General features: G+C 66.2%; 20 protein-coding genes. 15 read left to right on the top strand and 5 right to left on the bottom strand.

Going from position 1 to position 24,367, the window contains the following annotated elements; genetic code table 11:
- Positions 1–16 precede the first annotated feature (16 nt).
- The 6 genes from metG (at position 17) to IHE49_RS17250 (ending at position 6,100) form a co-directional block, all read left to right on the top strand.
- The gene (gene metG, locus IHE49_RS17275) at positions 17–2,116 is read left to right on the top strand and encodes a methionine--tRNA ligase (protein WP_192160255.1); all 2,100 of its coding nucleotides are present in this window, start codon (positions 17–19) and stop codon (positions 2,114–2,116) included.
- Between the two features lie 11 nt (positions 2,117–2,127).
- The gene (locus IHE49_RS17270) at positions 2,128–2,580 is read left to right on the top strand and encodes a DUF2007 domain-containing protein (RefSeq protein ID WP_192160247.1); all 453 of its coding nucleotides are present in this window, start codon (positions 2,128–2,130) and stop codon (positions 2,578–2,580) included.
- Positions 2,573–3,184: an RnfABCDGE type electron transport complex subunit B gene (locus IHE49_RS17265; RefSeq protein WP_192160293.1), complete on the top strand. Its 612-nt coding sequence runs from the start codon at positions 2,573–2,575 to the stop codon at positions 3,182–3,184. The genes IHE49_RS17270 and IHE49_RS17265 overlap by 8 nt, the downstream gene beginning before the upstream one ends.
- Positions 3,185–3,311: 127 nt before the next feature.
- The gene (gene nth, locus IHE49_RS17260) at positions 3,312–3,950 is read left to right on the top strand and encodes an endonuclease III (protein ID WP_192160290.1); all 639 of its coding nucleotides are present in this window, start codon (positions 3,312–3,314) and stop codon (positions 3,948–3,950) included.
- 85 nt (positions 3,951–4,035) lie between these two features.
- Complete coding sequence (locus IHE49_RS17255; RefSeq protein ID WP_192160244.1) at positions 4,036–4,701, top strand: response regulator; 666 nt, start codon at positions 4,036–4,038, stop codon at positions 4,699–4,701.
- A gap of 10 nt (positions 4,702–4,711) precedes the next feature.
- Complete coding sequence (locus IHE49_RS17250) at positions 4,712–6,100, top strand: ATP-binding protein (protein ID WP_192160242.1); 1,389 nt, start codon at positions 4,712–4,714, stop codon at positions 6,098–6,100.
- A 28-nt stretch (positions 6,101–6,128) separates the two neighbouring features.
- On the opposite strand, the gene IHE49_RS17245 is transcribed toward IHE49_RS17250, so the two are convergent.
- Positions 6,129–6,269, bottom strand: a complete 141-nt coding sequence (locus tag IHE49_RS17245) for a hypothetical protein (RefSeq protein ID WP_192160241.1) — start codon at positions 6,267–6,269, stop codon at positions 6,129–6,131.
- A gap of 565 nt (positions 6,270–6,834) precedes the next feature.
- Here IHE49_RS17245 and IHE49_RS17240 point away from each other — a divergent pair.
- From IHE49_RS17240 to IHE49_RS17230, 3 genes are all read left to right on the top strand, one after another.
- Complete coding sequence (locus tag IHE49_RS17240; protein ID WP_192160240.1) at positions 6,835–10,074, top strand: efflux RND transporter permease subunit; 3,240 nt, start codon at positions 6,835–6,837, stop codon at positions 10,072–10,074.
- Positions 10,064–11,242 carry an efflux RND transporter periplasmic adaptor subunit gene (locus tag IHE49_RS17235; protein ID WP_192160239.1) on the top strand — a complete coding sequence of 393 codons (1,179 nt, stop codon included), beginning with the start codon at positions 10,064–10,066 and terminating at the stop codon, positions 11,240–11,242. Before IHE49_RS17240 ends, IHE49_RS17235 begins: the two co-directional genes overlap by 11 nt.
- A 190-nt stretch (positions 11,243–11,432) precedes the next feature.
- Positions 11,433–12,875, top strand: coding sequence for an efflux transporter outer membrane subunit (locus tag IHE49_RS17230; protein WP_192160238.1), 1,443 nt, complete (start codon positions 11,433–11,435; stop codon positions 12,873–12,875).
- Positions 12,876–13,283: 408 nt separating this feature from the next.
- On the opposite strand, the gene IHE49_RS17225 is transcribed toward IHE49_RS17230, so the two are convergent.
- Entirely contained in the window at positions 13,284–14,975 is a 1,692-nt protein-coding gene (locus IHE49_RS17225) for a hypothetical protein (protein WP_192160237.1), read from the bottom strand.
- A gap of 199 nt (positions 14,976–15,174) precedes the next feature.
- On the opposite strand from IHE49_RS17225, the gene rnt reads away from it, so the two are divergent.
- From rnt to phoU, 6 genes are all read left to right on the top strand, one after another.
- A complete protein-coding gene (gene rnt / locus IHE49_RS17220; RefSeq protein ID WP_192160236.1) occupies positions 15,175–15,831 on the top strand; it encodes a ribonuclease T in 657 nt (218 codons plus the stop codon).
- 161 nt (positions 15,832–15,992) lie between these two features.
- Entirely contained in the window at positions 15,993–17,006 is a 1,014-nt protein-coding gene (pstS, locus tag IHE49_RS17215; RefSeq protein WP_192160288.1) for a phosphate ABC transporter substrate-binding protein PstS, read from the top strand.
- A 151-nt stretch (positions 17,007–17,157) separates the two neighbouring features.
- Complete coding sequence (pstC, locus tag IHE49_RS17210; RefSeq protein WP_192160235.1) at positions 17,158–18,117, top strand: phosphate ABC transporter permease subunit PstC; 960 nt, start codon at positions 17,158–17,160, stop codon at positions 18,115–18,117.
- The gene (pstA, locus tag IHE49_RS17205) at positions 18,117–18,986 is read left to right on the top strand and encodes a phosphate ABC transporter permease PstA (protein WP_192160233.1); all 870 of its coding nucleotides are present in this window, start codon (positions 18,117–18,119) and stop codon (positions 18,984–18,986) included. Before pstC ends, pstA begins: the two co-directional genes overlap by 1 nt.
- On the top strand, positions 18,979–19,794 hold the full coding sequence (pstB, locus tag IHE49_RS17200) for a phosphate ABC transporter ATP-binding protein PstB (RefSeq protein WP_192160232.1): 816 nt from the start codon (positions 18,979–18,981) through the stop codon (positions 19,792–19,794). The genes pstA and pstB overlap by 8 nt, the downstream gene beginning before the upstream one ends.
- Before the next feature lie 125 nt (positions 19,795–19,919).
- A complete protein-coding gene (gene phoU / locus IHE49_RS17195; RefSeq protein ID WP_192160231.1) occupies positions 19,920–20,651 on the top strand; it encodes a phosphate signaling complex protein PhoU in 732 nt (243 codons plus the stop codon).
- Positions 20,652–20,785: 134 nt separating this feature from the next.
- On the opposite strand, the gene IHE49_RS17190 is transcribed toward phoU, so the two are convergent.
- From IHE49_RS17190 to rnr, 3 genes are read right to left on the bottom strand one after another with little or no spacing between them, the layout of a single operon-like run.
- Positions 20,786–21,046: a hypothetical protein gene (locus IHE49_RS17190; protein ID WP_192160230.1), complete on the bottom strand. Its 261-nt coding sequence runs from the start codon at positions 21,044–21,046 to the stop codon at positions 20,786–20,788.
- A complete protein-coding gene (gene rlmB, locus IHE49_RS17185) occupies positions 21,043–21,789 on the bottom strand; it encodes a 23S rRNA (guanosine(2251)-2'-O)-methyltransferase RlmB (RefSeq protein ID WP_192160229.1) in 747 nt (248 codons plus the stop codon). Before rlmB ends, IHE49_RS17190 begins: the two co-directional genes overlap by 4 nt.
- On the bottom strand, positions 21,786–24,332 hold the full coding sequence (gene rnr, locus IHE49_RS17180; protein WP_192160286.1) for a ribonuclease R: 2,547 nt from the start codon (positions 24,330–24,332) through the stop codon (positions 21,786–21,788). The genes rlmB and rnr overlap by 4 nt, the downstream gene beginning before the upstream one ends.
- Between the last annotated feature and the right edge of the window lie 35 nt (positions 24,333–24,367).

Raw genomic sequence — 24,367 nt, 5'->3', positions numbered from 1 at the left:
GACGGCTCCGCCCACCATGTCACGACGCCTGCTCGTCACCAACGCCCTGCCCTACGCCAACGGCCCTCTGCATATGGGCCACCTGCTGGGTTACATCCAGGCCGACATCTGGGTACGGGCGCAGCGCATGATGGGCAACGAGGTGTCGTACGTCTGCGCCGACGACGCGCACGGCACGCCGATCATGCTGGCCGCGGAGAAGGCCGGCATGACGCCCGAAGCCTTCATCGCCGGCATCCGTGTCGGCCACGAAGCCGATTTCGCCGCCTTCGGCGTGGCCTTCGACCATTACCATTCCACGCATTCGGACGAGAACCGCGAGCTGGCCTCGCTGATCTACACGCGGCTGCGCGACGGCGACTACATCGCCCGACGCAACATCCAGCAGCTGTTCGATCCCGAAAAGCAGATGTTCCTGCCCGACCGCTACATCAAGGGCACCTGCCCGAAGTGCGGCACGCCCGACCAGTACGGCGACAACTGCGAGAACTGCGGCGCCACCTACGCGCCCACCGACCTCATCAACCCGTATTCGGTGATGTCGGGCGCCACGCCGATACTGAAGGACTCGGAGCACTACTTCTTCGAGCTGGGCAAGTTCGAAGGCCTGCTGCGCGACTGGTTCGCCGGCAAGTACTCCGGCGGCCGTCCGGTGGCGAACGCCGGTGTGGCCGCCAAGCTGCGCGAGTGGCTGGACGGCGGCCTGAAGGATTGGGACATCTCGCGCGACGCACCTTACTTCGGCTTTCCCATCCCCGACGCGCCGGGCAAGTTCTTCTACGTGTGGCTGGACGCCCCGGTGGGCTATCTCGCCAGCTTCAAGGCGCTGTGTGACCGTTCCGGCATGAAGTTCGACGAGTACCTCGGACCGGACAGCACCGCGGAGATGCACCACTTCATCGGCAAGGACATCATCAACTTCCACGGCCTGTTCTGGCCGGCGATGCTGCACGGCGCGCAGATGCGGGTGCCCACTGCGCTGCACGTGAACGGCTACCTCACGGTGAACGGCGCGAAGATGTCGAAGTCGCGCGGCACCTTCATCCAGGCACGCACCTACCTCGATGCCGGGCTCAACCCCGAGTACCTGCGCTACTACTTCGCCAGCCTGCTCAACGACACGCCGGTGGACGTGGACCTCGACCTCAAGGCCTTCGAGGAACGCGTCAACTCGCACCTGGTCGGCAAGTGGGTGAACATCGCCAGCCGCACCGCGGGCTTCGTGCACAAGTTCTTCGACGGCAGGCTCGCCGATGCGTTCGATGCGGCGCACTCCGCGCTGTGGCAGGACCTGCTTGCGCACTACGAGGGCATCGACGCCCTGTACGAGGGCTGCGAATTCGCCGAACTCACCCGCCGCTTCGTGCTGATGGCCGACCTGGTCAACGGCCACATCGCCGCGAAGGCGCCATGGGCGATGGCCAAGGACGACGCGCGCCGTGCCGAATTGCACCAGGTGTGCTCGTTCGCGCTGGCCGCCTTTCGCCTGCTCGCCGGCGTGCTCAAGCCCATCGTGCCCGCCACCGTGGCCGCCGCCGAGCAATTCCTCGCTGCGCCCATCGCCACCTTCGCCGATGCGCGCAGCGCGCTGCACGGCCATGCCATCCATGCCTTCGAACCGCTGCTCGCGCGCCTCGACCCTAAGTTGGTCGAGGCGATGGTCGAAGCCTCCAGGGAATCGCTGGGCGCACCGGCGCCTGCCGCCGAACCACCCAAGAAAAAGCCCATGAACGACACCGCCAAGCCCGCCGCACCAACCGAAACACCCGCCACGAATGCACCGGTCACGGTCGCCATCGACGACTTCGCCAAGCTCGACCTGCGCGTCGGCACCGTGCTGGCCTGCGAATTCGTGGAAGGCTCGGACAAGCTGCTGCGCTTCGAACTGGATGCCGGCGAACTGGGCAAGCGGCAGATCTTCTCCGGCATCCGCGCCGCCTACGGCGAGCCAGAAAAACTGATCGGCCGCAACGTGGTGTTCATCGCCAACCTCGCGCCACGCAAGATGCGCTTCGGCCTCTCCGAAGGCATGATCCTCTCCGCCGGCGACGGCGGCAGCGACCTGTTCCTGCTCGACGCCGATCAGGGCGCGAAGCCCGGCGCCACGGTACGCTGACCTCAGCACGCATGCGGTGCGTCCATCGATCCTACGACCATGCCGAGGCGGAGATCGTCGCCGGCCTGCTGCGCGAGGAAGGATGCATCGCCTTCGTTTTCGAGAATGGCCTGTCCCGGCTCAAGTGGTACCAGGTGATCGCATTCGGCGGCTTCCTGGTCATGGTGCCCGACGCGTGCCTGGTGCAGGCCCGCGATGTTCTCGATCACTGGCGGCGCGGCGACTATCGCCTCGACTGCGACGATTGCTGCCCCCGCTGCCAGAGCACCGACATCGAAGGAAACCCCAACTACCGTGGCTGGGCCTTCTTTTTCGGGTGCTTCCTCGGCCTGCCGATATGGCCGGCGCTCAAGTGGCGGGAACGTTGCAAGTCGTGCGGCTACCACTGGAAAGCGATCCCGGACACTTATGCCGAATTGAGCGTGTCGTCGGACAAGGCTGCAGCGCATGGACGCCATGACTGAACTGCCGTCCCTCGCCGACCGCATCGACGCGCTCCTGCCGCAGACGCAATGCGAACAATGCGGCTATCGCGGCTGCCGCCCCTACGCCGAGGCCATCGCACGCGGAGAGGCGCAGATCAATCAGTGCCCGCCCGGCGGCGCAGCCGGCATCGCGAAGCTGGCCACTTTGCTGCACCGCCCCGCCCTGCCGTTGAACCCCGCCAACGGCATCGAGAAGCCGCGCATGCTGGCGCGGGTGATCGAGGACGAGTGCATCGGCTGCACCAAGTGCATCCAGGCCTGCCCGGTGGACGCCATCGTGGGCGCGGCCAAGCTGATGCACACCGTGCTCACCGACGACTGCACTGGCTGCGAATTGTGCGTGCCGGCCTGCCCGGTGGACTGCATCGTGCTGGAACCCATGCCGCTGGCGCAGATCGACCAGGCGCATGCCGACGCGGCGCGCGGACATTTCCGGCAACGCGAAGCGCGGCTGGCGCGCGAAACCGCCGAGCGCGAGGCGGAACTGGCCGCACGCAAGGCCGCCGTGGACACCGCCGCATCCACCAACCCAGTGCTGGCCGCGTTGGCGCGGGCACGCGCCAAACAGGGCAAGACGCCATGAAACGACCATCCTCCACGCCGTCACCCCGGCGCATGCCGGAGTCCAGCGCCTCTCGCGAGTACCCAAGGCACTGGATGCCAGCTTCCGCTGGCATGACGACGTCGGCGCGGGGCGGCTCGCCATGCCCATGAAACGCGCCGACGTGGTCGAGCTGTTCGCCCGCCTGCGCGAGTTGGACCCGCATCCCACCACCGAGCTGGACTACAGCACGCCGTTCGAGCTGCTGGTGGCCGTGGTGCTGTCTGCGCAGGCAACCGATGTCGGGGTGAACAAGGCTACGAAAAAGCTCTATCCCGTGGCGAACACGCCGCAGGCCATCCTCGAGCTCGGCGAGGAAAAGCTGAAGAAGTACATCAGCACCATCGGCCTGTTCAACGCCAAGGCGAAAAACGTGATCGCGCTGTGCGGCATCCTTGTCGAGCAGCACGGCAGCGAAGTACCGCGCACGCGCGAGGCGCTGGAAGCGCTGCCCGGTGTGGGCCGCAAGACCGCCAACGTGGTGCTCAACACCGCCTTCGGCGAACCCACCATCGCGGTGGACACGCACATCTTCCGCGTCGCCAACCGCACCGGCCTCGCGCCCGGCAAGGACGTGCGCGCGGTGGAGGACAAGCTGGAAAAGGTAGTGCCCGACGAGTTCAAGCTGGACGCCCACCACTGGCTGATCCTGCATGGCCGCTACGTGTGCAAGGCGCGCAGGCCGGATTGTCCCAATTGCGTGATCCGCGACCTGTGCCGCTACAAGGACAAGACGCCGGCAGGCTGAAGACTCTGAAAGCTCTTAAGGTTGGTGTAAGCCAAGGCGTCCAAGATGCGGCAACAATGCCACCGCAACCATCACGGACAAGCCCATGCACATCATGCTGGTCGAGGACGACGCCGAACTCGGCGAGGCCATCCGCCATGCCCTCGTGCAGCAATCCTGCGCGGTGACCTGGCTGCGCAATGGCCGCGAGGCGATGCTGGGGCTGGACGACCAGAGCGCCGACCTGGTGCTGCTCGACCTCGGCCTGCCGGATCGCGACGGCTTCGACGTGCTGGCCGAAGCGCGCCGCAAGGGCATCCGCACGCCGATCCTGGTGATGACCGCGCGCGACGGCCTCGAAGCCCGCGTGCGCGGCCTCGACCTTGGCGCCGACGACTACCTGGTCAAGCCGTTCCACCTGGAGGAACTGTCGGCACGCATACGCTCGCTGATCCGCCGCACCCGCGGGCTCGCCGACAACATCATCGAAGCCGGCGACCTGCGGATGAACCTCGCCACCGGCGACGTGGCGTTCCGCGGGGCCGCGGTCACGCTGACGCGTCGCGAGTTCGCCCTGCTGCGCGCACTGATGGAACGCGCCGGCCGCATCGTGCACCGCGAGACGCTGGAAAACTCGGTGTACGGCATCGACAATCCGGTGGAGGGCAACGCGTTGGAGGTGCAGGTGCACTGGCTGCGGCGCAAACTCAGTGCGGACACCATCCGCACCGTGCGCGGCATCGGCTACATGCTGCCGCGGGAGCCGAAGTGAACGCCTTCGCATGAAACCGCTCAGCCTGCGCCACCGTCTCACCTGGTTGATCATCGCGGTGATGGTGGCGGTGCTCATCCCGCTGGGCATCATCAGCTACCAGCGCGAGCGGCGCGAGATGAACGAGCTGCTCGACGGCCGGCTCGCGGAAGCCGGACGCACGCTGGGCGTGCTGATCGAGAACAGCGACGCCGGCGCGAACCACGCCGCCATCGCCAAGGACGCCGACATCGGCCGCGCCCTCATTGTCGCCGTGCACCGCCGCAACTATGAACCCGACGTGGGCTTCCAGGTCTACGACGGCCGCGGCCGGCCAATGGTGAGCACCGCCAACTTCGCCAGCCTGCCACCGCCCCGCGCCGAGCAAGCCGGCTTCGGCAAGATCACGCTGGACGGCTATCTCTGGCGTACCTTCATCCTGCAGAACCGCGCAGGCCTGTTGATCCGCATCGGCGAACGCTACGACAACCGCCTGAACATCGACCGCGGACTGATGCTGGAACACGGCCTGCCGCTGCTGATCGGCCTGCCCCTGCTCGCCTTGCTGGCGCTGTGGGCGGTACGACGCGGTCTGCGGCCGCTGGACGAACTCACCGGACAACTGGCGCAACGCACGCCCGGCAGCCGCCAGCCGGTGGCGATCGAGCTGGCGCCCGAAGAAATCCGCCCGCTGATCGCCACGCTGAACCAGCAGCTCGAACGGCTGGAGGATGCCATCGAACGCGAACGCCGCATGACCGCCGACATGGCGCACGAGCTGCGCACGCCCTTGGCCGCCACCATGCTGCAACTGGACAGCGCGGCCATCGCCAGCAGTCCGGACGACGCCCGCGCCGCCCTGCAACACGCGCGGCAAGGCGCCTCCCGCCTTGCGCGGCGCATCGAGCAGATCCTGTCGATGGCCCAGCTCGAAGCCGGCGCGGCAGCCACGGAACGCTCGCCCCAGGACCTGACCGCCATCGTCACCTCGGTGATCGAGGAACTCGCGCCACTGATCGCCGACAAGGACATCACCCTCAGCCTGCTGCACGACGGCACGCCGCTGCGCGTGCCCGGGCACGAGGTGGCGCTGACCGCGATGCTGCGCAACCTGATTGAAAACGCCATGCGCTACGTATCGCAGGGCGGCCAGGTCGAAGTCGCGCTAAGCCATGCCATTGGCGTCGCCACCATCGACATCAGCGACGATGGCCCCGGCATCCCCGCCGAACACCGCGAAACGGTATTCGAACGCTTCCGGCGCGAAACCCACGACACCGCAGGCGGCTACGGCGTCGGCCTCAACATCGTGCGCCGCGCCGCCCAACTGCACGATGCCCGCATCGACCTGCTCGATTCGCCCTTCGGAAAGGGGCTGCGGGTGCGGGTGGAATTCCTGTTGGACAGCACGCACCCGTAAAGACCTGGCGCGTCGAAGCAGGCATCAGCTATTCCACCCAGGTGATGATCCGCCCGACCAGGCACCACCCGCGCAGAACCACAAAGCCACCGCCGTTGCCGGGAAACGCCATGCCGGGAGGCGCATGCACGATGTTGTCGTACGCATAGATGTCGTCACCCGGCTTCATGTGTTCGCTGACGACGGCCCAATCGGGCCCATGGTAGCGACCTGTCCATCGTCTCCATGCTTACGTGCCCGGGAAGAAGCCTTATGCCTGCCGGCAAGGTGACGCAATGAAGGTCCGGGTCCACGGGACCGATCACTAGCCCCGGCCCCAATCCTGCCGTCATTGGCAGCAGCGTGCTCTGTCCTAGTTTTTGCTTCACTCGATCCTGGTGGGAATGCCACATGGCCAGACCTGTCCCGCAAGTGGCCAGAACGACTGCCATGAGCCCGGCTGACATCCGTCCCACGGATTTCCAGTCGAATGACATGGTTCTCCCTCATGCGGCATGCACGGAATCCGAGAACATGGCGTCCGCTCCGGATCGAAATCCGTGGCCGCACTCATTCATGACAATCCTGTGTTAGCCCGCACGCATCTGCCACCCGAAAAAGCGGCGCTCAACCATCCCGGCGATGAACGAACCTGTCCCGTCACGTAAGCCAAAAGGTTCGCATAAGGATGCGCTGCCAGCATGTCATGCAGCCCGGAACGTCCGGGCTGCCGTCCGCCTCCTCCGGAACACGACATGCTAGGCCTCGTCCGCACCGCACTCGCGCGCCCGCTCACGTTCATCGTGCTCGCTATCGTGATACTGATCATCGGCCCGTTGGCGGCGCTTCGCACGCCGACGGACATCTTCCCGAACATCGGCATCCCCGTGATCGGCGTGGTGTGGTCGTACAACGGCCTGCCGCCCGACCAGATGTCCGGCCGCGTCATCTACTACTACGAACGCCAGCTCACCACCGCGGTCAACAACATCCAGCACATCGAGTCGCAATCGCTGCCCGGCGCCGGGATCGTGAAGATCTTCTTCCAACCGGGCACCGACATCCGCACCGCCACCGCGCAGGTCACCTCGATCTCGCAGACGGTGGTGAAGCAGATGCCCCCGGGCATCACGCCGCCCACCATCATCAACTACAACGCCTCCACCGTGCCGGTGCTGCAGATGGCGTTCTCGGGCAAGGGGCTGTCCGAGGCGAAGATCCGCGACATCGCGCAGAACGAAGTGCGCCCGACCCTGGTGTCGGTGAACGGCGTAGCGATCCCCACGCCCTACGGCGGCAAGCAGCGCCAGGTGACGATCGACCTCGACCCGCAGGCATTGGCGGCCAAGGGCCTGTCGGCACAGGACGTGGCGAACGCATTGGCGGCGCAGAACCAGATCATCCCGGTCGGCACCGCGAAGATCGGTACCTACGAATACCACGTGCAGCTCAACAACAGCCCCACCGCGATCGACATGCTCAACAGCTTGCCGATCCGCACTGTCAACGGCGCCACCATCACCATCGGCGACGTGGCGCACGTACGCGACGGCTCGCCGCCGCAGAACAACATCGTGCGCGTGGATGGCGGTCGCGCAGTACTGATGCCGATCCTGAAGACCGGCAGCGCCTCGACGCTGGCGGTGGTGGCGGGCGTCAAGAAGCTGATGCCGCTGATCAAGGAGACGATGCCGAAGTCGCTGAAGATCTCCCAGCTCGCCGACCAGTCGGTGTTCGTGAAGGACGCGGTCGCTTCGGTGGCCCGCGAGGGCATCATCGCCGCGCTGCTGACTTCAGTGATGATCCTGGTGTTCCTCGGCAGCTGGCGCTCCACCGTCATCATCGCGGTGTCGATCCCGCTGGCGGTGCTGTCGGCCATCGCCCTGCTGTCGGCCACCGGACAGACCCTCAACGTGATGACGCTGGGCGGCCTCGCACTGGCGGTGGGCATCCTGGTGGACGATGCCACGGTGACCATCGAGAACATCAATTGGCACCTTGAACAGGGCAAGGATGTGCGCACCGCGATCATGGACGGTGCGAAGCAGATCGTCACACCCGCCTTCGTCTCGCTGCTGTGCATCTGCATCGTGTTCGTGCCGATGTTCATGCTGAACGGGATTGCCGGCTTTCTGTTCCGGCCGATGGCGCTGGCGGTGATCTACGCGATGGCGTCGTCGTTCGTGCTGTCGCGCACCCTGGTGCCGACGCTGGCGATGTACCTGCTGAAGACGTACCACACCGAGCACGGGGTCGGCGACCACCCGGAAGATCCGTACATCAACCATCACGAGGGCGACCAGCACCACCGGCGTGGCCACGGCGCGCTGGTGCGCGGCCTGGTGGCGTTCCAGCAGAAGTTCGAGCACGGCTTTACCCGCGTACGCGATAGCTACTACGCACTGCTGGCCACGGCGTTGAAGCTGCGCTGGGTGTTCGTGGGCGGCTTCCTGGCCTTCGTGCTTGCCTCGTTCGCGCTGGTGCCCTTCCTCGGCCGCGACTTCTTCCCTTCGGTGGACTCCGGCGCCATCGCCTTGCATGTGCGTGCACCGATGGGCACGCGCATCGAGGAGACCGCGGCGGAGTTCGACCACATCGAGGCCGCGATCCGCAGAGTCATCCCGCCAGACCAGCTGAAGACGATGATCGACAACATCGGCCTGCCGCTGTCCAACACCAACCTGATCTACAGCAACACCGGCTCGATCGGCCCGCAGGACGGCGACATCCAGATCGTGCTCGGCGAAGGCCATGCGCCCACCGACGGCTACGTGGCGGAGCTGCGCAAGCTGCTGCCGCGGGAGTTCCCTGGCACGACGTTTTCCTTCCTGCCCGCGGACATGACCAGCCAGATCCTCAACTTCGGCGCGCCGGCCCCGCTGGACGTCACGGTGACCGGCCGCAACAGCGCCGAGAACGAGGCCTATGCGACGAAGATCATGCGCAGGCTGCGCGACATCCCCGGCATCGCCGACGTGCGCCTGCAGCAGAGCACCAGCTATCCGCAGATCAACGTGAAGGTAAACCGTACCCGCGCCGACACGCTGGGCATCACCGAGCGTGACGTCACCAACAGCATGGTCGCCTCGCTGGCCGGCTCCAGCCAGGTGGCGCCGGTGTTCTGGCTCGATCCGCACAACGGCGTGTCCTACGCGGTGGTCGCCTCCACGCCGCAGTACAAGATGGATTCGATGGCCGACCTGCTGCGCCTGCCGGTGACCGCGTCGGCCGGCAAGGACAGCCAGGTGCTGAGCAATGTCGCCACTTTCACCCGCGGCCCCAGCGCGGCGGTGGTCTCGCACTACAACATCCTGCCCACCTTCGACATCTATGCCTCGGTGCAGGGCCGCGACCTCGGCGGCGTCTCCGGCGACGTGCAGAAGGTGCTGGACCAGTTCGCCAGCAGCCGCCCGAAGGGCACGCTGGTCACGCTGCGCGGCCAGGTGCACACGATGAACGCGGCCTTCAACGGCCTGCTGTTCGGCCTGCTCGGCGCGGTAGTGATGATTTACCTGCTGATCGTGGTCAACTTCCAGTCCTGGCTCGATCCATTCGTCATCATCACCGCCCTGCCCGCCGCGCTGGCCGGCATCGTGTGGATCCTGTTCACCACCCACACCACGCTGTCGGTGCCCGCGCTTACCGGCGCCATCATGTGCATGGGTGTCGCCACCGCCAACTCCATTCTCGTGGTGAGCTTCTGCCGCGAGCGGCTGGCCGAGCACGGCGACGCGACAAAGGCCGCGCTGGAAGCCGGTTTCACGCGCTTCCGTCCGGTGCTGATGACCGCGCTGGCGATGATCATCGGCATGCTGCCGATGTCGTTGAGCCATGAGCAGAACTCGCCGCTGGGCATCGCCGTGGTCGGCGGCCTGATGTTCGCCACCTGCGCCACGCTGGTGTTCGTCCCGGTGGTCTTCAGCATCGTCCATGGGCGCGAACAGCACGCGCCCTCCGCCATTCCGCAGCTCGGAGAAGCCTCCCATGTCGCATGAACACGCCCCACCGGCGCATCCGCGCACGCTGCGCCTGCGCCCGGCTGTGATCGGCCTGCTGGTTGTCGCCGCGGTCACCGCGGCAATCGGCCTGGCGCTGCGCGCGCACGATTACCACCAGTTGGTGAAGCAGGTGGATGCCGAGGCCATCCCCACCGTGGCGCTGGCCGCACCGCTCGGCTCGATGGGTGCGCACACGATGACCTTGCCCGGCCACATCGACGCATGGATCAGCGCGCCGATCCATGCGCAGGTCTCCGGCTACGTGAAGAGCTGGAACAAGGACATCGGCAGCCACGTCGAAGCCGGCGAAACGCTGGCCGTGATCGACACACCCGAGCTCGACCAGCAATACGAACAGGCCAAGGCCGTGCTGGTGCGTGCGCAAGCCAATGCGCAACTCGCCCAGGTGACCAGCCAGCGCTGGCAGCACCTGCTTTCCTCCAATTCGGTGTCCAAGCAGGAAGCCGACGAGAAGGCCAGCGAAGCGGCCGTGGCCGGCGCCAACGTGCTCTCCGCCAAGGCCGACCTGGATCGTCTCGCCGCACTCGAAGCATTCCGCAACGTCACCGCACCGTTCGCCGGCACGGTGACCGCGCGCAACACCGACATCGGCGACCTGGTGACTGCCGACAGCCAGTCCGCGCTGCCGCTGTTCACCGTGGCGGACACGGACAAGATGCGCCTGTACGTGGCGGTGCCGCAGCGTTACGCATCGTCGATCCGTCCGGGCATGACCGTCTCGCTGACCGTACCGGATCATCCGGGCAAGAGTTACCAGGGCACCCTGATCGGCTCTTCCGACGCGGTAAGCCAGGCTTCGGGCTCGCTGCTCGCGCAATTCGAAGTGGCCAACGACAACGGCAAGCTGTTGCCCGGCGACTACGCCGACGTGCAGCTGCCGCTGGCCACCAGCCAGGCCGTCACCAGCGTGCCTTCCACCGTGCTGATCTTCCGCGCCCAGGGCCCACAGATCGCCGTGCTCGGTCCCGGCAACAAGGTGGTGATGCGCGACGTGCACATCGCGATGGACCTGGGCGGCGCGCTGGAAATCGACCGCGGCCTGCAGCCGGGCGACCGCATCATCGACAATCCGCCCGATTCGCTGGCCGCCGGCGACACCGTGCGCGTGGCTTCCGGCAAGGAGTCGTCGCATGGCGACGAATGAGGACTCCAAAACCGTTCGTGTCGAGCGCAGCGAAGCGAAGCTTCGTGCGGTCGAAGCACCGGAGATGCCGCGGTCGACAGCAATTCGACTTCCTCGCTCCTCGGAACCTGGCCATCCATGGCCACTCCCCGCGTTGCGCATTGGCGCCACGCTCAGTGCGGACGGGAGTGTACGGACAAGTTCCAAGGCCATGCGCCGCGTTCGACCGGCGGCGCTGGCACTGGTGTTCGCCGGCCTGCTGGCCGGCTGCTCGCTGGCCCCCGTCTACAAGACACCGGCGGTACCGGTGCCCGCCGCGTACAAGGAAGGCACCGGCCTGTGGACACGTGCAGCACCCGCGGATATGAGCCCGCGCGGCGACTGGTGGACGGTGTTCAACGACCCGGAGCTCGACCGGCTCGAGCAGTTGCTCGATGCGAACAGTCCGTCGCTCGCGATCGCGCTGGCTCGCTACGAACGCGCCAGCGCATTCGAGAGCGAAGCGCGTGCGGGACTGTTCCCGCACCTCGGTGTCGGCGGCAGCACCAGCGACGACCGTCAATCGAACAACCGCCCGTTGCGCGGTTCCAACCAGCCCAACGAATACGACGACGATACCGCGCAATTCGGCGCCGGCTACGAATTCGACCTGTGGGGCCGTATCCGCAACGAAGTCGCCGCCGGCCACGCGCAGGCACAAGCTGCGCAAGCGGACCTGGCGTCGGCCAAGCTCAGCCTGCAAGCCCGGCTGGCGAACGAATACATCCAACTGCGCGGTTACGACCTCCAGGCGAAAATCCTGGACAGCTCGCTGCAGGCCTATCAGCAAGGCCTGACCCTCACCCGCAACCGCATGCAGGGCGGCATCGCCTCCGGCCTGTCGGTGGCGCGCGCGCAGAACCAGCTGTCCGATGCCCACGCCCAGATCGACGAGGTGGCGGCGCAGCGCGCGCTGACCGAACACGCCATCGCCACCCTGATCGGCGTGCCCGCTCCCGACTTCACGCTGCCCGCCTCGCAGGAAGAAATACAGCCGCCGACCATCCCCGCCTCGGTGCCATCCACCTTGCTGCAGCGGCGGCCCGACATCGCCGCGGCGGAACGGCGCACCTTCGCCGCCAATGCCGGCATCGGCGTGGCGCGCGCGGCGTTCTTCCCCGACATCGGCATCTCGGGCATGTACGGCTGGCAGGACACCGGCGAAGGCAACCTGTTCTCCTTCGGCAACCGCACCTGGGCATTGGGCCCCTTCGTCTCCCTGCCCCTGTTCGACGGCGGCCTGCGTCGCGCGCGCGCGCGTCAGGCACACGCCGAGTTCGATGAAGCCTCCGCGCAATACAGGCTCACCGTACTCGACGCCTTCGAACAGGTGGAGGACAGCCTCTCGCTGTTCACCCGACTCACCCACGAAGCACACGACCAGGATGCCGCCGCCAGCTCGGCGCAGGCCGCCCAGCAGATCGCCACCAACCGCTATACCGAGGGCATCATCAACTATCTGGACGTGGTCACCGCGCAGACCGCCTACCTCAATGCCAAACGCGCCGCGGAACAGGTGCGCACGCGCAGGTTGCAGGCCAGCGTGGCGCTGGTGCGTGCACTGGGTGGTGGATGGAAGGTGGCGATGCTGGAGAAGCCACCGGCGAAGCCGTAGGAAGCGTCGAGCTTTCTTTCGGTTTCGGTGGGCGGTATTGAACGCCTGCTGCAAGGAACAGAGCGGTTTCGGTCGCCTGCCGGCGCCCGAGTTACTTCTCTTTGCTGGCCACGCCGTCGCAGGAACGATGGCGAACGGCGAAGCCGGCCCTAAGGCGGAGGGCAGGATGCCCGGAGAGCGCCGCCTCGGGGCGGCCTTCTCTTTGGGTTGCTTTTCTCTTGGCCATGCAAGAGAAAAGTAACTCGGCCACCGGCAGGTGGACGAAACCGCCTTGTCAATTGCGATAGCACAAAAAGCAAAAGCATCAATAGAAAGCACAAAAGCAAACGGCGGGCATCATGCCCGCCGTTTTCCGTCCCTGGGTAGAACTCCTTACGATAACCTTGACGCTTCTCCGTCGCCCGCTGATCAGAACGGGTAGTAACGCAGGCTGGTGAACACCATGTTGTCCGGAGCGGACGGCGCGTTGCCATTGATGTCGCTGAACAGCTTGCGCGTGACATGCGAGACCTGGGTGCCGAACTGCACCTTGCCGAACTTGCCCTGGTAGAACTTCCACCAGAAGCCGAGCGTCTGCTCGGCGACCTGACGGGTCTGGCCCGTGCAATCGCTGGGCGCGCCGTAGGTCATGCATTCGCTGTTGTTGTAGCCCAGGAGCTCGCTGCCGTAGCCGAAGGCCTTGCCGTTCGCACCGGCGGTCAGATAGCTGTCCTGCTGTTCGCGGCCGCCGGCGGCATACACATCGAGCGCATCGGTGGCGTGCCAGGTCAGCGTCGCGAGCAGCATGTTTTCCTTCAGCGGATGCGGAGCGCCGCTCGGATCGTAGGTGATGTCGTTCAAGCCGGTGGTGCCGTAGCGGCCAATGCCCTTGCCGGTCATGCCCGAGAACTGGAAGTCCAGTACCTTCGGAACCAGCGGCAGCACCATGCCCACACCAAAGCCGCCGCCATGCGCCGTCTGGTTGCTGGTCGCCGCCGGGCCGCCGTTGGCGGTCGTCGGCGTGACGCGGGTGGTGAATTCACGCGTGATGCCGAACACTTCGTAGTGGCCCCAGCCCGGATCAGCCGCGAACTTCACGATGACGTCCGGGAACTTGTTGAGCGAAACCGAGTTGAGGCTGTCATACAGGCTGCCGGCGCCAACCGTCGCAGTCGACGTCGCATATCCCTTGGAGCCCGGACCGGCCACGGAGCCGATGCCCGCCGTCTGCGGATTTTCCACCGAGATACCCAGCCACCAGGTCTTGTCCCAATCCTTCACGAGGCGCAGCTGTGCCTGGCGAGCCCAGGTAAAGCCCGCCTGGTACTGGGCGTCGATGGTCGGCGGCAGCACTTCCTTGAGCGGGGTGATGCCCTTGCTGTCGAGGGTCAGCAGCGACCAGGCCTGGCCGCCCAGCAGGTGCAGGCCGTAGTCGTCCCAATCCACGTTGGTCCACAGCTGGCGCATGCGCAGGTTGAACGAGTTGCTCTCGTTCATGTTTGCCGTCTGCGCGCCGCCGAGGAAGTCCGTCTCGTAGTAGCCGGTCACATGGGTGGAATCGTTGATGTCGCCCTGCGCCATGATCGAAATGCGGCTCTGGCGCGCGCTGTAAAGGAACTGGCTGTTCTTGGCGTTGGTCACCGGATAGGTGGTGGTCGCACCGGTGCTGGTGTTGATCGGCGCGGTGCTCGTGCCGCCCATGAACGGGATGGCGGTGAACTTGGTGGCGACGTCATCGGCGGTGTCGCGCGAGCGATACGCCGTTTCAGCCGCCAGGAAGCCGCCGAAGGTCCACTTCACGCCGCCGGAGCCGCCCAGCGTGTCACCGAGCTTGGTCGCCACGGTCTGCTCGGCCTGCTGCACCTGGGCCTGCGTCGCCTGCACCTGCTGCTGGGTGGCCTGTACGGTCTGCGCTGTCTGCTGCTGCTGCTGTTGCTGGGCAGACGACTGCGACTGCAGGTCGTCGACCTTCTGCTGCAGCGCCGCGATCTCGGCCTTCATCTGCGCAAGTTCGCTGGCGGTCAGCGTCACTTTCTGGTTGCCGGATGTCTGGGCCATCGCCGAGACGCTGGTTACGCCCAGACCAGCGGCAATCGCCACTGCGAGGATCTTGGAACGCATGTAATTTCTCCACTTGGTCGAATTGAACCGCCACGGTTGCGCCACTCAAGCCCCTGGCAACCAAGCGGGGTCGACGTAAAGAATGCGTTGGCCGTTTTACTGCCATGTGGATGTTTTGTTACAGATCGAAGACAACGCACCTCCCCTGAGCGCCCCACCGCATTCGCGGCCGGTGCGCAACGACTGATATGCTTCATCAATGGGGTTACTCAACAACATGGCCAGCCGCATGGCCGAACGTTTTCGCGGCTTTCTTCCGGTGATCGTGGACGTGGAGACCGGCGGTTTCGACGCCGAGCGCGATGCCCTGCTGGAAATCGCCGCGGTCGCCGTGGGCATGGATGAGCAGGGTTTCGTACATCCGCTGCCCACCGTGCAAGCTCATGTGCACCCCTTCCCCGGTGCCAATCTCGACCCGCGCGCGCTGGAAATCACCGGCATCGACCCAGGCAACCCGCTGCGCGGCGCGCTGGACGAACAACTGGCGCTGGAACACATCTTCAAGGCGGTCCGCGTCGCCGTGCGCGACAACGGCTGCCAGCGCGCGATCCTGGTCGGCCACAATGCCGCGTTCGATCTGGGTTTCGTCAACGCCGCGGTGCGCCGCACCGGCAACAAGCGCAACCCCTTCCACCCTTTCAGCTGCTTCGACACGGCTACGCTGGGCGGCCTGGCCTACGGGCAGACCGTACTGGGCAAGGCGGTGCAGGCCTCGGGCCGCAACTTCGACACCCGTGAGGCGCATTCGGCGATCTACGATGCCGAGATCACCGCCATGCTGTTCTGTGACATCGTCAATCGCTGGCGGCAACTGGAAACGCTGGAGCGCAACCGGGTCGACTTGGACGCGGGCTGAGAGCCTGCCCCGCCCTCCGGAGGCCCTCGCCTGCCGGATTGTCATCTGCCTGAAACATTCATCTCATTTCATTGCAACACGCCGACGCTGCAATGGCGGGCAACCGGGCGCACGCCCCGTGCACACCAAGGAGCCACCACGTGTTCACCTCTTCCCGTTCCATGTTCCGCCTCGGCGCCATCGCCTTTGCCGCCGCCTGTGCGCTGGGCAGCCTGTCCGCGCAAGCCACCGACATCACCGGCGCGGGCTCCAGCTTCGTCTATCCGGTGATCTCGAAGTGGTCGGCCGCCTACGCGGAGAAGACCGGCAACCGCGTCAACTACCAGTCCATCGGCTCGGGCGGCGGCATCGCCCAGATCAAGGCCGGCACGGTGGATTTCGGCGCCAGCGACATGCCGCTGGACGAAGCCACGCTCGGCCAGTTCGGCCTGGCCCAGTTCCCCGACGTGATCGGCGGCATCGTGCCGGCGTTCAACGTCACCGGCGTCGCCCCGGGCAAGCTGGTGCTGGACGGCAAGACGCTCGCGGGCATCTTCCTCGGCACCGTCGCCAAGTGGAACGACCCGGCCATCGCCGCGCTGAACCCGGGCGTGAAGCTGCCCGACGCGAAGATCACCGTGGTGCATCGCTCGGACGGCTCGGGCACCACCTTCAACTTCAGCGACTACCTCTCCAAGGTCGACGCCACCTGGAAGGCCAAGGTGGGCGAAGGCACGGCGGTGAACTGGCCGACCGGCATCGGCGGCAAGGGCAACGAGGGCGTGTCGGCGTACATCCGCCAGATCCCGAATTCCATTGGCTACGTGGAATATGCCTACGCGCTGAAGAACAACATCGGTTACGCGGTGATGAAGAATGCCGCCGGCAAGGTGGTGCAGCCGAACACGGCCAGCTTCCAGGCCGCCGCCGCCACCGCCGACTGGGCGAGCGCGAAGAACTTCAACCTGCTGATGACCAACGCCCCGGGCGCCGGTGCGTGGCCGATCACCGCCACCTCGTGGGTGATCGTGTACAAGCAGCCGAAGAACGCCGCCAACGGCAAGGTCATCCTCGACTTCTTCAAGTGGTCCTACGAGAACGGCCAGGACGCCGCCCGCTCGCTGGACTACGTGCCGCTGCCCACCAACCTGGTCGGCCAGATCGAGAACTACTGGAAGACCGAGATCAAGCAGTAAGCGCAAGCCTCGAAACCCCTCCTCCTCCGGAGGAGGGGTTGGGAAGAAGGTTCGGGCATGGCGATACGTATCGCCATGCCCGAACCCTCATCCGGCCCTTCGGGCCACCTTCTCCCCAAGGGAGAAGGAGAAACCTCATCGCGAACATCGCATGTCATCGATCCCAGCCACCGACGTCGACCAACGCAGCCGCCGCGACGCGCGCCACGATGCATGGTTCCGCACGCTGCTGAAGTGCTGCGCGCTGCTGGTACTGGCGACCCTGCTCGGCGCCGCGCTGTCCACGCTGTGGGGCGGGCGCGAGGTGTTGTTCAAGGGTGGCTTCCATTTCCTCACCAGCGACACCTGGAATCCGGTCACCGACGACTACGGCGCACTGGCGCCGATCTACGGCACCCTGGTCACCTCGTTGATCGCGCTGGTGCTGGCGGTGCCGGTGAGCTTCGGCATCGCCCTGTTCCTTACCGAGATCGCTCCCAACTGGTTGCGCGGCCCGGTAGCCACTGCCATCGAACTGCTGGCCAGCATCCCGTCGATCATCTACGGCATGTGGGGCCTGTTCGTGTTCGTGCCGTTCATGGCGAACATCGAGCCGGCGCTTTCCGACACGCTGGGCAAGCTGCCGCTGGTCGGCAAGCTGTTCCAAGGCCCGCCGCTGGGCTTGGGCCTGCTCACCGCGGGCATCGTGCTGGCGGTGATGATCCTGCCCTTCATCTGCTCGGTGATGCGCGAGGTGTTCCAGACGGTACCGGTGCGCCTCAAGGAATCCTCCTACGCACTGGGCTCGACCACCTGGGAGGTGGTGTGGGACATCGTGCTGCCCTACACGCGCTCGGCGGTGATCGGCGGCATCTTCCTCGGCCTCGGCCGCGCGCTGGGCGAAACGATGGCGGTGACCTTCGTGCTCGGCAACGCCTACGACCTCAGCGGCTCGCTGCTGATGCCCGGCACCTCGATCTCCTCCTCCATCGCCAACGAGTTCAACGAGGCGGTGGGCACGCACCGCTCGGCGCTGGTCGCGCTGGGCTTCCTGCTGTTCGTGGTGACCTTCATCGTGCTGCTGATCGCGCGCCTGATGCTGCGCCGGCTGTCGCGCAAGGAGGGCAACTGATGGCCGCCTCCGTCTACCTGCGCCGTCGCATCGTCAACGTGGTGGCGCTGGTGTTGAGCGCTTGCGCCACCCTGCTGGGCCTGCTGTTCCTGGCGTGGATCCTGTGGACCACCCTGAAGAGCGGTCTCGGCGCGATCACTCCGCACCTGTTCACCCGAATCACCGCCTACGCCGACCAGGGCGGCCTGTCCAACGCCATCGTGGGCAGCCTGATCATGGATGTCATGGCGCTGCTGATCTGCGCGCCGATCGGCGTGCTCGCCGGCACCTTCCTCGCCGAATACGCCAACCGCACCCGGCTCGGCGCCACCATCCGCTTCCTCAACGACATCCTACTGTCGGCACCGTCCATCGTGCTGGGCCTGTTCGTGTACGTGATCGTGGTGCTGCCGATGTCCAGCCTCACGCATGGTTCGGTGTCGTTCTCCGGCCTCGCCGGTTCGGTGGCGTTGGCGCTGATCGGCCTGCCGGTGATCGTGCGCACCACCGACGAAATGCTGCAGCTGGTGCCGGGCACACTGCGCGAGGCCACGCTGTCGCTGGGCATCCCGCAGTGGAAGATGACCATACAGGTGCTGATGCGCGCAGCCACTTCCGGCATCGTCACCGGCGTGCTGCTGGCGCTGGCGCGCCTGGCGGGCGAAACCGCACCGCTGCTGTTCACCGCCTTCGGCAACAACTTCATGACCGTGCATCCGCTGGACAAGATGGAAAGCCTGCCGGTGGCGATCTACCAGTACACCAACGACCCCAGCCCCGACCTGCATGCCATCGCCTGGGCCGGCGCCCTGCTGATCACGCTGTTCGTGCTTGCGCTCAGCCTGCTGACCCGAATGCTGTTCTCCCGCCACAAGGTGCGTTATGACTGACCTCGCCGCGAGTGCCGCGAACGCCACGGCGAACACCGCCGCGGCTTCCGCCACGCGTACCAAGATCGCGGTGCGCGACCTGCACTTCTACTACAACGGTGCCCATGCGCTGAAGGGCGTCGCCATGGATATCCCGGAAAAGCAGGTCACCGCGATCATCGGTCCTTCCGGCTGCGGCAAGTCCACCCTGCTGCGCATCTTCAACCGCATCTACGCGATCTACCCGAAGCTGGAAGCCAAGGGTGAAGTGATGCTGGATGGCGAGAACATCCTCGACCCGAAGTATTCGATGAATCGCCTGCGCAGCAAGGTCGGCATGGTGTTCCAGAAGCCGGTGCCGTTCCCGATGACCATCTTCGAGAACGTGGCCTACGGCATTCGCCACCACGAAAAACTCGGCAAGGCCGAGATGGCCGAACGCGTGGAACAGGCGTTGCGCCGCGCCGCGCTGTGGGACGAGGTGAAGGACAAGCTCGGCAAGAGCGCGCTCGGCCTCTCCGGCGGCCAGCAGCAACGCCTGTGCATCGCGCGCGGCATCGCGCTGAAGCCCGAGGTGCTGCTGCTGGACGAACCCACTTCGGCACTCGACCCCATCGCCACCGGCCGCATCGAGCAGCTGGTGGAGGAACTCAAGCGCGACTACACCATCGTCATCGTCACCCACAACATGCAGCAGGCTGCACGCGTCTCCGACCGCACCGCCTTCATGTACATGGGCGACCTGATCGAGTTCGATGTCACCGAAAAGATCTTTACCAAGCCCTCGAAGAAGCAGACCGAGGATTACATCACCGGGCGGTTCGGCTGATCCATCGAAGCCCTCTCCCTCCGGGAGAGGGTTCGGGAACCCTTGGCACAGCACTCCGCCCGAACCTCATCCGCCCTTCGGGCACCTTCTCCCGGAGGGAGAAGGGAACAACCACGAGGCACACCATGAGCACTGGCAAAGAACACATCATCAAGAGCTACGACGACGAGCTGGCGCGCCTCACCGGCGAGCTGGTGCGCATGGGCGAGCTGGCGGTGAGCCAGCTGGAAGCGGCGATCGACGTGGTGGAACGCCGCGACGAACGCGCCGCCCAGCACGTGGTGGGCAACGACGACGCCATCGACCAGCTCGAACAGGAAATCAGCCACGACGTGGTACGCCTGCTGGCGCTGCGCGCACCGATGGCAGGCGACCTGCGCAACGTGTTCGCCGCGCTGCGCATCGCCGCCGACATCGAGCGCATCGGCGACTACGCCGCGAACGTGGCCAAGCGCTCCATCCCGCTGTCGATGGCCGCCCCGATCAACCCCACCAGCGGCCTGGCCCACCTCGCCGAACTGGCCGCCGCCGAAGTGCGCGAAGTGCTGCGCGCCCACCGCGACCGCGACGCCGAGCGTGCCTACCAGGTGTGGAAGGACGACGTGGAGCTGGATGACGCCTATACCGGCTACTTCCGCCAGTTGCTCACGTACATGATGGAAGATCCGCGCAACATCACGCCGTGCACGCATCTGCTGTTCATGGCCAAGAACATCGAGCGCATCGGCGACCACGCCACCAATATCGCCGAGAACGTGTGGTACCAGGTCACCGGCGAGCCGCTCACCGCCCAGCGCAACAAGCGCGACCTCACGGCGAACCCGGAAATGCCGAAGCTGGGCGATCGCGGGGACTGAGGCAGGTTCCACAGCCGATACCGGAATCGTCATGCGGGCGCGGGCCGGCATCCAGCGATTGTGCAGCTCGTACAAACTGATCGCTGCTGGATACCGGCCTGCGCCGGCATGACAGGCAATGCGTGCGACGCATTTCAGCGCTCGAGGCGCCTCAGCTTCACCCCACGCGCAATGCCGTAGATGCCAATGGCGATCCATGCCACCTCGAGCAGGAACGCCGACCAGTTGAAGCTGCCGAACGTCAGCGACAGCAGCACGCCGAACGCACCGAAGATATTCATGAGCTGGTAGCCCAGCTTGTTGCCGTGCAGCTTGCGGGCCTGCAGCAGGAAGTACGCCAGCAGCACCAGCAGCACGCCGAGGTAGCCGGCCCAGTCGTACCAGTGGAAGGTCATCGCTGTGCGCTCCGCTGCCGCAGGGCTTCGAACAATACGACGCCGGTCGCCACGGAAACGTTGAGGCTTTCCATCGCGCCCGGCATCGGGATCTTCGCCGTGAAATCGCAGGTTTCGCGCGTGAGCCGGCGCAGGCCTTCGCCTTCGCTGCCCATCACCAGCGCCACCGGCCCCTTGAGGTCGATGCTGTAGATCGACTGGTCAGTATCGCCAGCCAGTCCAGTGATCCACACGCCGGCATCCTTGAGCACGCGCAGCGTGCGCGCGAGGTTGGTCACCGCGATCAACGGCACGCGATCCGCGCCGCCCGCCGAGGCGCGACGCACCACCGGCGTGAGGCCCACGGCGCGATCCTTCGGCACGATCACGGCGGTGACATTGGCCGCCGCCGCACTGCGCAGACAGGCGCCGAGATTATGCGGATCGGTGACGCCGTCCAGCACCAGCACCAGCGCCGAGCCACCCGCCTGCTCCAGCAATTCCGGCAGGTCGCCTTCCGTCGCCATCGCGGGCGCTTCGTACAACGCCGCCACGCCCTGGTGGCGCGCTTCGCCGGCAAGCTTGTCGAGCTGCTCGCGCGGGCGATGATGCACCGGGATCTTCAGTGCCTTGGCGCGTTCGGCCAGTTCGTGCACGCGCGGGTTGCGCTGGCCGTTTTCGACCAGCAGCTCGCACACGCGCGCGGCATCGTTGTTCAGTGCGCCATCGACCGGGTTGATGCCGACGATCCAGTGTTCGTTCATTTCCTGCCTTTCGGTTTCGGTGGCCGCGCGGCCGATTTCTTCGTGGCACGCGGCGCTTTCTGTGTGCTCTTGTGCGGCTTGCCGTCGGCCTTCGCCGCGGCAACCTGCCCTGCCGGCTTGCGCGAACGCGCGGCAGCGGGCGGCGGATTATCGCGCGGCGGCGGCACGGTGGGGGACACCGGTTGCTCGCGCCGGCCGAACATGCGGCCAATCGCCTGCGCCGCTTTGCCGACCATGCCCGGCGCCTTGCTGCCGGGCAGCGAATAGCGCTCGCCCGACGCAGCATAATCGTAGGCCCGCGCCACGCGCGTGGGCGGCGTGACGGAAGCGCGCGGTGCGGCCAGCCGGAAGTCGATCTTGCGGTCTTCCAGGCTGGCGCGCAGCACCTGCACCCGCACGTGATCACCCAGCCGGTACTGCGCGCCGCTGCGTTCGCCCTTCAGCATGTGGCGCTGCGGGTCGAAGTGGTAGTAATCGTTGCTGAGCTGACTGATGTGGACGAGGCCGGACACCTTGGATTCGTCCAGTTCCACGAACAGGCCGAACGAGGTAACGCCAGTGACCACGCCCGCGAACTCCTCGCCCACGTGCTTGGCCATCCATGCGCACTTGTAGCGTTCGTCCACGTCGCGCTCGGCTTCCTCGGCACGGCGCTCGCGCTGCGAGCAATGCACCGCCATCGTGGCCATCTGCGCGGGCGTGTATTCGTAGCCGGCCGGTTTGCCGCCGGTGAGGGCGTAGCGGATCGCACGATGCACCAGCAGGTCCGGGTAACGGCGGATCGGCGAGGTGAAATGCGCGTAGGCCGAAAGCGCCAGGCCGAAGTGGCCGCGGTTGTCGGGCTGGTAGGCCGCCATGCTTTGCGCGCGCAGCAGGACGCTCTGGATCAGCTCGCGCTCGGGGCGCTCGGCCACCAGGCGCAGCACATCGGCGAAATCGGCCGGCGTCACCTCTTCCACGGGCGGCATGCGCAGCTTGAACTCGCGCAGGAACTGCTGCAGGTCTTCGTACTTCTCCGCCGGCGGCGGCTCGTGGGCACGGAACAGTGCGGGGATCTTCTTCTTTTCCAGGAACAGCGCCGCCTGCACGTTGGCGGCGATCATGCATTCCTCGATCAGCTTGTGCGCGTCGTTGCGCTCGGTGGCGCCGGCCGACTCCACCTCGCCGCGCTGGTCGAGGCGGAACTTCACTTCCGGAGTCTCGAAGTCGATGGCGCCGCGCTGCTTGCGTTGGGCGGCCATCGCCTTGTACAGCACATGCAGGTTTTCCAGCTGCGGCAGCACGTCGGACACCGCGTCGAGGGCGCCGGGCTCGCGCAGACCCACGGCCTGCCACACCTGGTCGTAGGTGAGCCGCGCGTGCGAACGCATCACCGCCGGATAGAACTTCGACTTCGCTACTTCGCCGTCGGCTTCGACGACCATGTCGCAGACCATGCACAGCCGCTCCACCTTGGGATTGAGCGAGCAGATGCCGTTGGACAGCGTCTCCGGCAGCATGGGCACCACGAAGCCGGGGAAATAGGTGGAGGTGCTGCGCTCGTACGCCTCGCGATCCAGCGCAGCACCCACCGGTACGTAATGCGACACGTCGGCGATGGCGACGACCAGACGCCAGCCGCCGCCACGCTTGGGTTCGGCGTATACGGCATCGTCGAAGTCGCGCGCATCGGCACCGTCGATGGTCACCAGCGGCAGCTTGCGCAGGTCGACACGGCCTTCGCGCTCGGCGGCGGTGACTTCGGGCTCCACCTCGGCTGCATCGCGCAATACCTCGGCCGGCCACTCATGCGGCAGGTCGTGGCTGGCGATGGCCATCTCGATCAGCAGCGAAGGTTGCAGGCGTTCGCCCAGCACGGTGCGAATCACGCCCAACGGGCCGCGATGCGGCGTGGGCGGATCGGTGATTTCGGCCACCACGATCTGGCCGGCGCGCGCGCCCTGCGTCTCGCCGGGCGGGATCATCACGTCCTGGTGCAGGCGGCGGTCGTCCGGCGCCACCAGGGTCACGCCGTTCTCCACCACCACGCGGCCCACCAGCCGCGGCGAACGCCGCTGCAGCACTTCGGCAATCGCGCCCTGGCGACGTCCGCGCCGATCCACGCCGACCACGCTGGCCAGCACGCGGTCGCCGTGCAGTACGCCGCGCATCTGCTGCGGCGAGAGGTAAAGGTCATCGCCGCCCTCGTCGGGGCGCAGAAAGCCGTAACCCTCGGCATTGGCCAGCACCACGCCGGGAATCAGGTCGAGCTTCTTCGCCGGCGCATAGCCGCCGCGGCGCCCCAGCAGCAACTGGCCATCGCGCACCATCGCGCCGAGGCGCTTGTGCAGTGCGAACAGGTCGTCGGATTCGTGCAGCGCCAGCACCTCGGCGATGCGCGCCTCGGTGAGCAGTTCGCCGCGCTCCTCCAGCAGGGCGAGGATGGCCTCGCGGCTGGGAATGGGGCGCTCGTAGCGCTGCGCCTCGCGCTCGGCCTGCGGGTCGCGCGTGGCGCCCTTGCGCTTGCCGGCCGGCGGTTTCGCGCTCGCGCGCTTGTCTTGCATGTTCTTGTTGTTCTTCTTGGTCACGAAATTACCTT

Origin of the sequence: Rhodanobacter sp. 7MK24, assembly GCF_014842995.1 — a bacterium.
Classification (GTDB): Bacteria; Pseudomonadota; Gammaproteobacteria; order Xanthomonadales; family Rhodanobacteraceae; genus Rhodanobacter_A.
This window is presented reverse-complemented; position numbering and strand designations above follow the sequence as displayed.

What these genes read in the sequence shown, in the direction of transcription:
- IHE49_RS17235 (WP_192160239.1), top strand. Translation starts at nt 10,064, where the DNA reads ATGTCGCATGAACACGCCCCACCGGCGCATCCGCGCACGCTGCGCCTG.
- rlmB (WP_192160229.1), bottom strand. Translation starts at nt 21,789, where the DNA reads ATGAACGAACACTGGATCGTCGGCATCAACCCGGTCGATGGCGCACTG.
- IHE49_RS17240 (WP_192160240.1), top strand. Translation starts at nt 6,835, where the DNA reads ATGCTAGGCCTCGTCCGCACCGCACTCGCGCGCCCGCTCACGTTCATC.
- IHE49_RS17225 (WP_192160237.1), bottom strand. Translation starts at nt 14,975, where the DNA reads ATGCGTTCCAAGATCCTCGCAGTGGCGATTGCCGCTGGTCTGGGCGTA.
- metG (WP_192160255.1), top strand. Translation starts at nt 17, where the DNA reads ATGTCACGACGCCTGCTCGTCACCAACGCCCTGCCCTACGCCAACGGC.
- nth (WP_192160290.1), top strand. Translation starts at nt 3,312, where the DNA reads ATGAAACGCGCCGACGTGGTCGAGCTGTTCGCCCGCCTGCGCGAGTTG.
- pstB (WP_192160232.1), top strand. Translation starts at nt 18,979, where the DNA reads ATGACTGACCTCGCCGCGAGTGCCGCGAACGCCACGGCGAACACCGCC.
- IHE49_RS17190 (WP_192160230.1), bottom strand. Translation starts at nt 21,046, where the DNA reads ATGACCTTCCACTGGTACGACTGGGCCGGCTACCTCGGCGTGCTGCTG.
- pstA (WP_192160233.1), top strand. Translation starts at nt 18,117, where the DNA reads ATGGCCGCCTCCGTCTACCTGCGCCGTCGCATCGTCAACGTGGTGGCG.
- rnr (WP_192160286.1), bottom strand. Translation starts at nt 24,332, where the DNA reads ATGCAAGACAAGCGCGCGAGCGCGAAACCGCCGGCCGGCAAGCGCAAG.
- IHE49_RS17230 (WP_192160238.1), top strand. Translation starts at nt 11,433, where the DNA reads ATGCGCCGCGTTCGACCGGCGGCGCTGGCACTGGTGTTCGCCGGCCTG.
- rnt (WP_192160236.1), top strand. Translation starts at nt 15,175, where the DNA reads ATGGGGTTACTCAACAACATGGCCAGCCGCATGGCCGAACGTTTTCGC.
- IHE49_RS17265 (WP_192160293.1), top strand. Translation starts at nt 2,573, where the DNA reads ATGACTGAACTGCCGTCCCTCGCCGACCGCATCGACGCGCTCCTGCCG.
- IHE49_RS17250 (WP_192160242.1), top strand. Translation starts at nt 4,712, where the DNA reads ATGAAACCGCTCAGCCTGCGCCACCGTCTCACCTGGTTGATCATCGCG.
- pstS (WP_192160288.1), top strand. Translation starts at nt 15,993, where the DNA reads ATGTTCCGCCTCGGCGCCATCGCCTTTGCCGCCGCCTGTGCGCTGGGC.
- IHE49_RS17270 (WP_192160247.1), top strand. Translation starts at nt 2,128, where the DNA reads ATGCGGTGCGTCCATCGATCCTACGACCATGCCGAGGCGGAGATCGTC.
- pstC (WP_192160235.1), top strand. Translation starts at nt 17,158, where the DNA reads ATGTCATCGATCCCAGCCACCGACGTCGACCAACGCAGCCGCCGCGAC.
- phoU (WP_192160231.1), top strand. Translation starts at nt 19,920, where the DNA reads ATGAGCACTGGCAAAGAACACATCATCAAGAGCTACGACGACGAGCTG.
- IHE49_RS17245 (WP_192160241.1), bottom strand. Translation starts at nt 6,269, where the DNA reads ATGAAGCCGGGTGACGACATCTATGCGTACGACAACATCGTGCATGCG.
- IHE49_RS17255 (WP_192160244.1), top strand. Translation starts at nt 4,036, where the DNA reads ATGCACATCATGCTGGTCGAGGACGACGCCGAACTCGGCGAGGCCATC.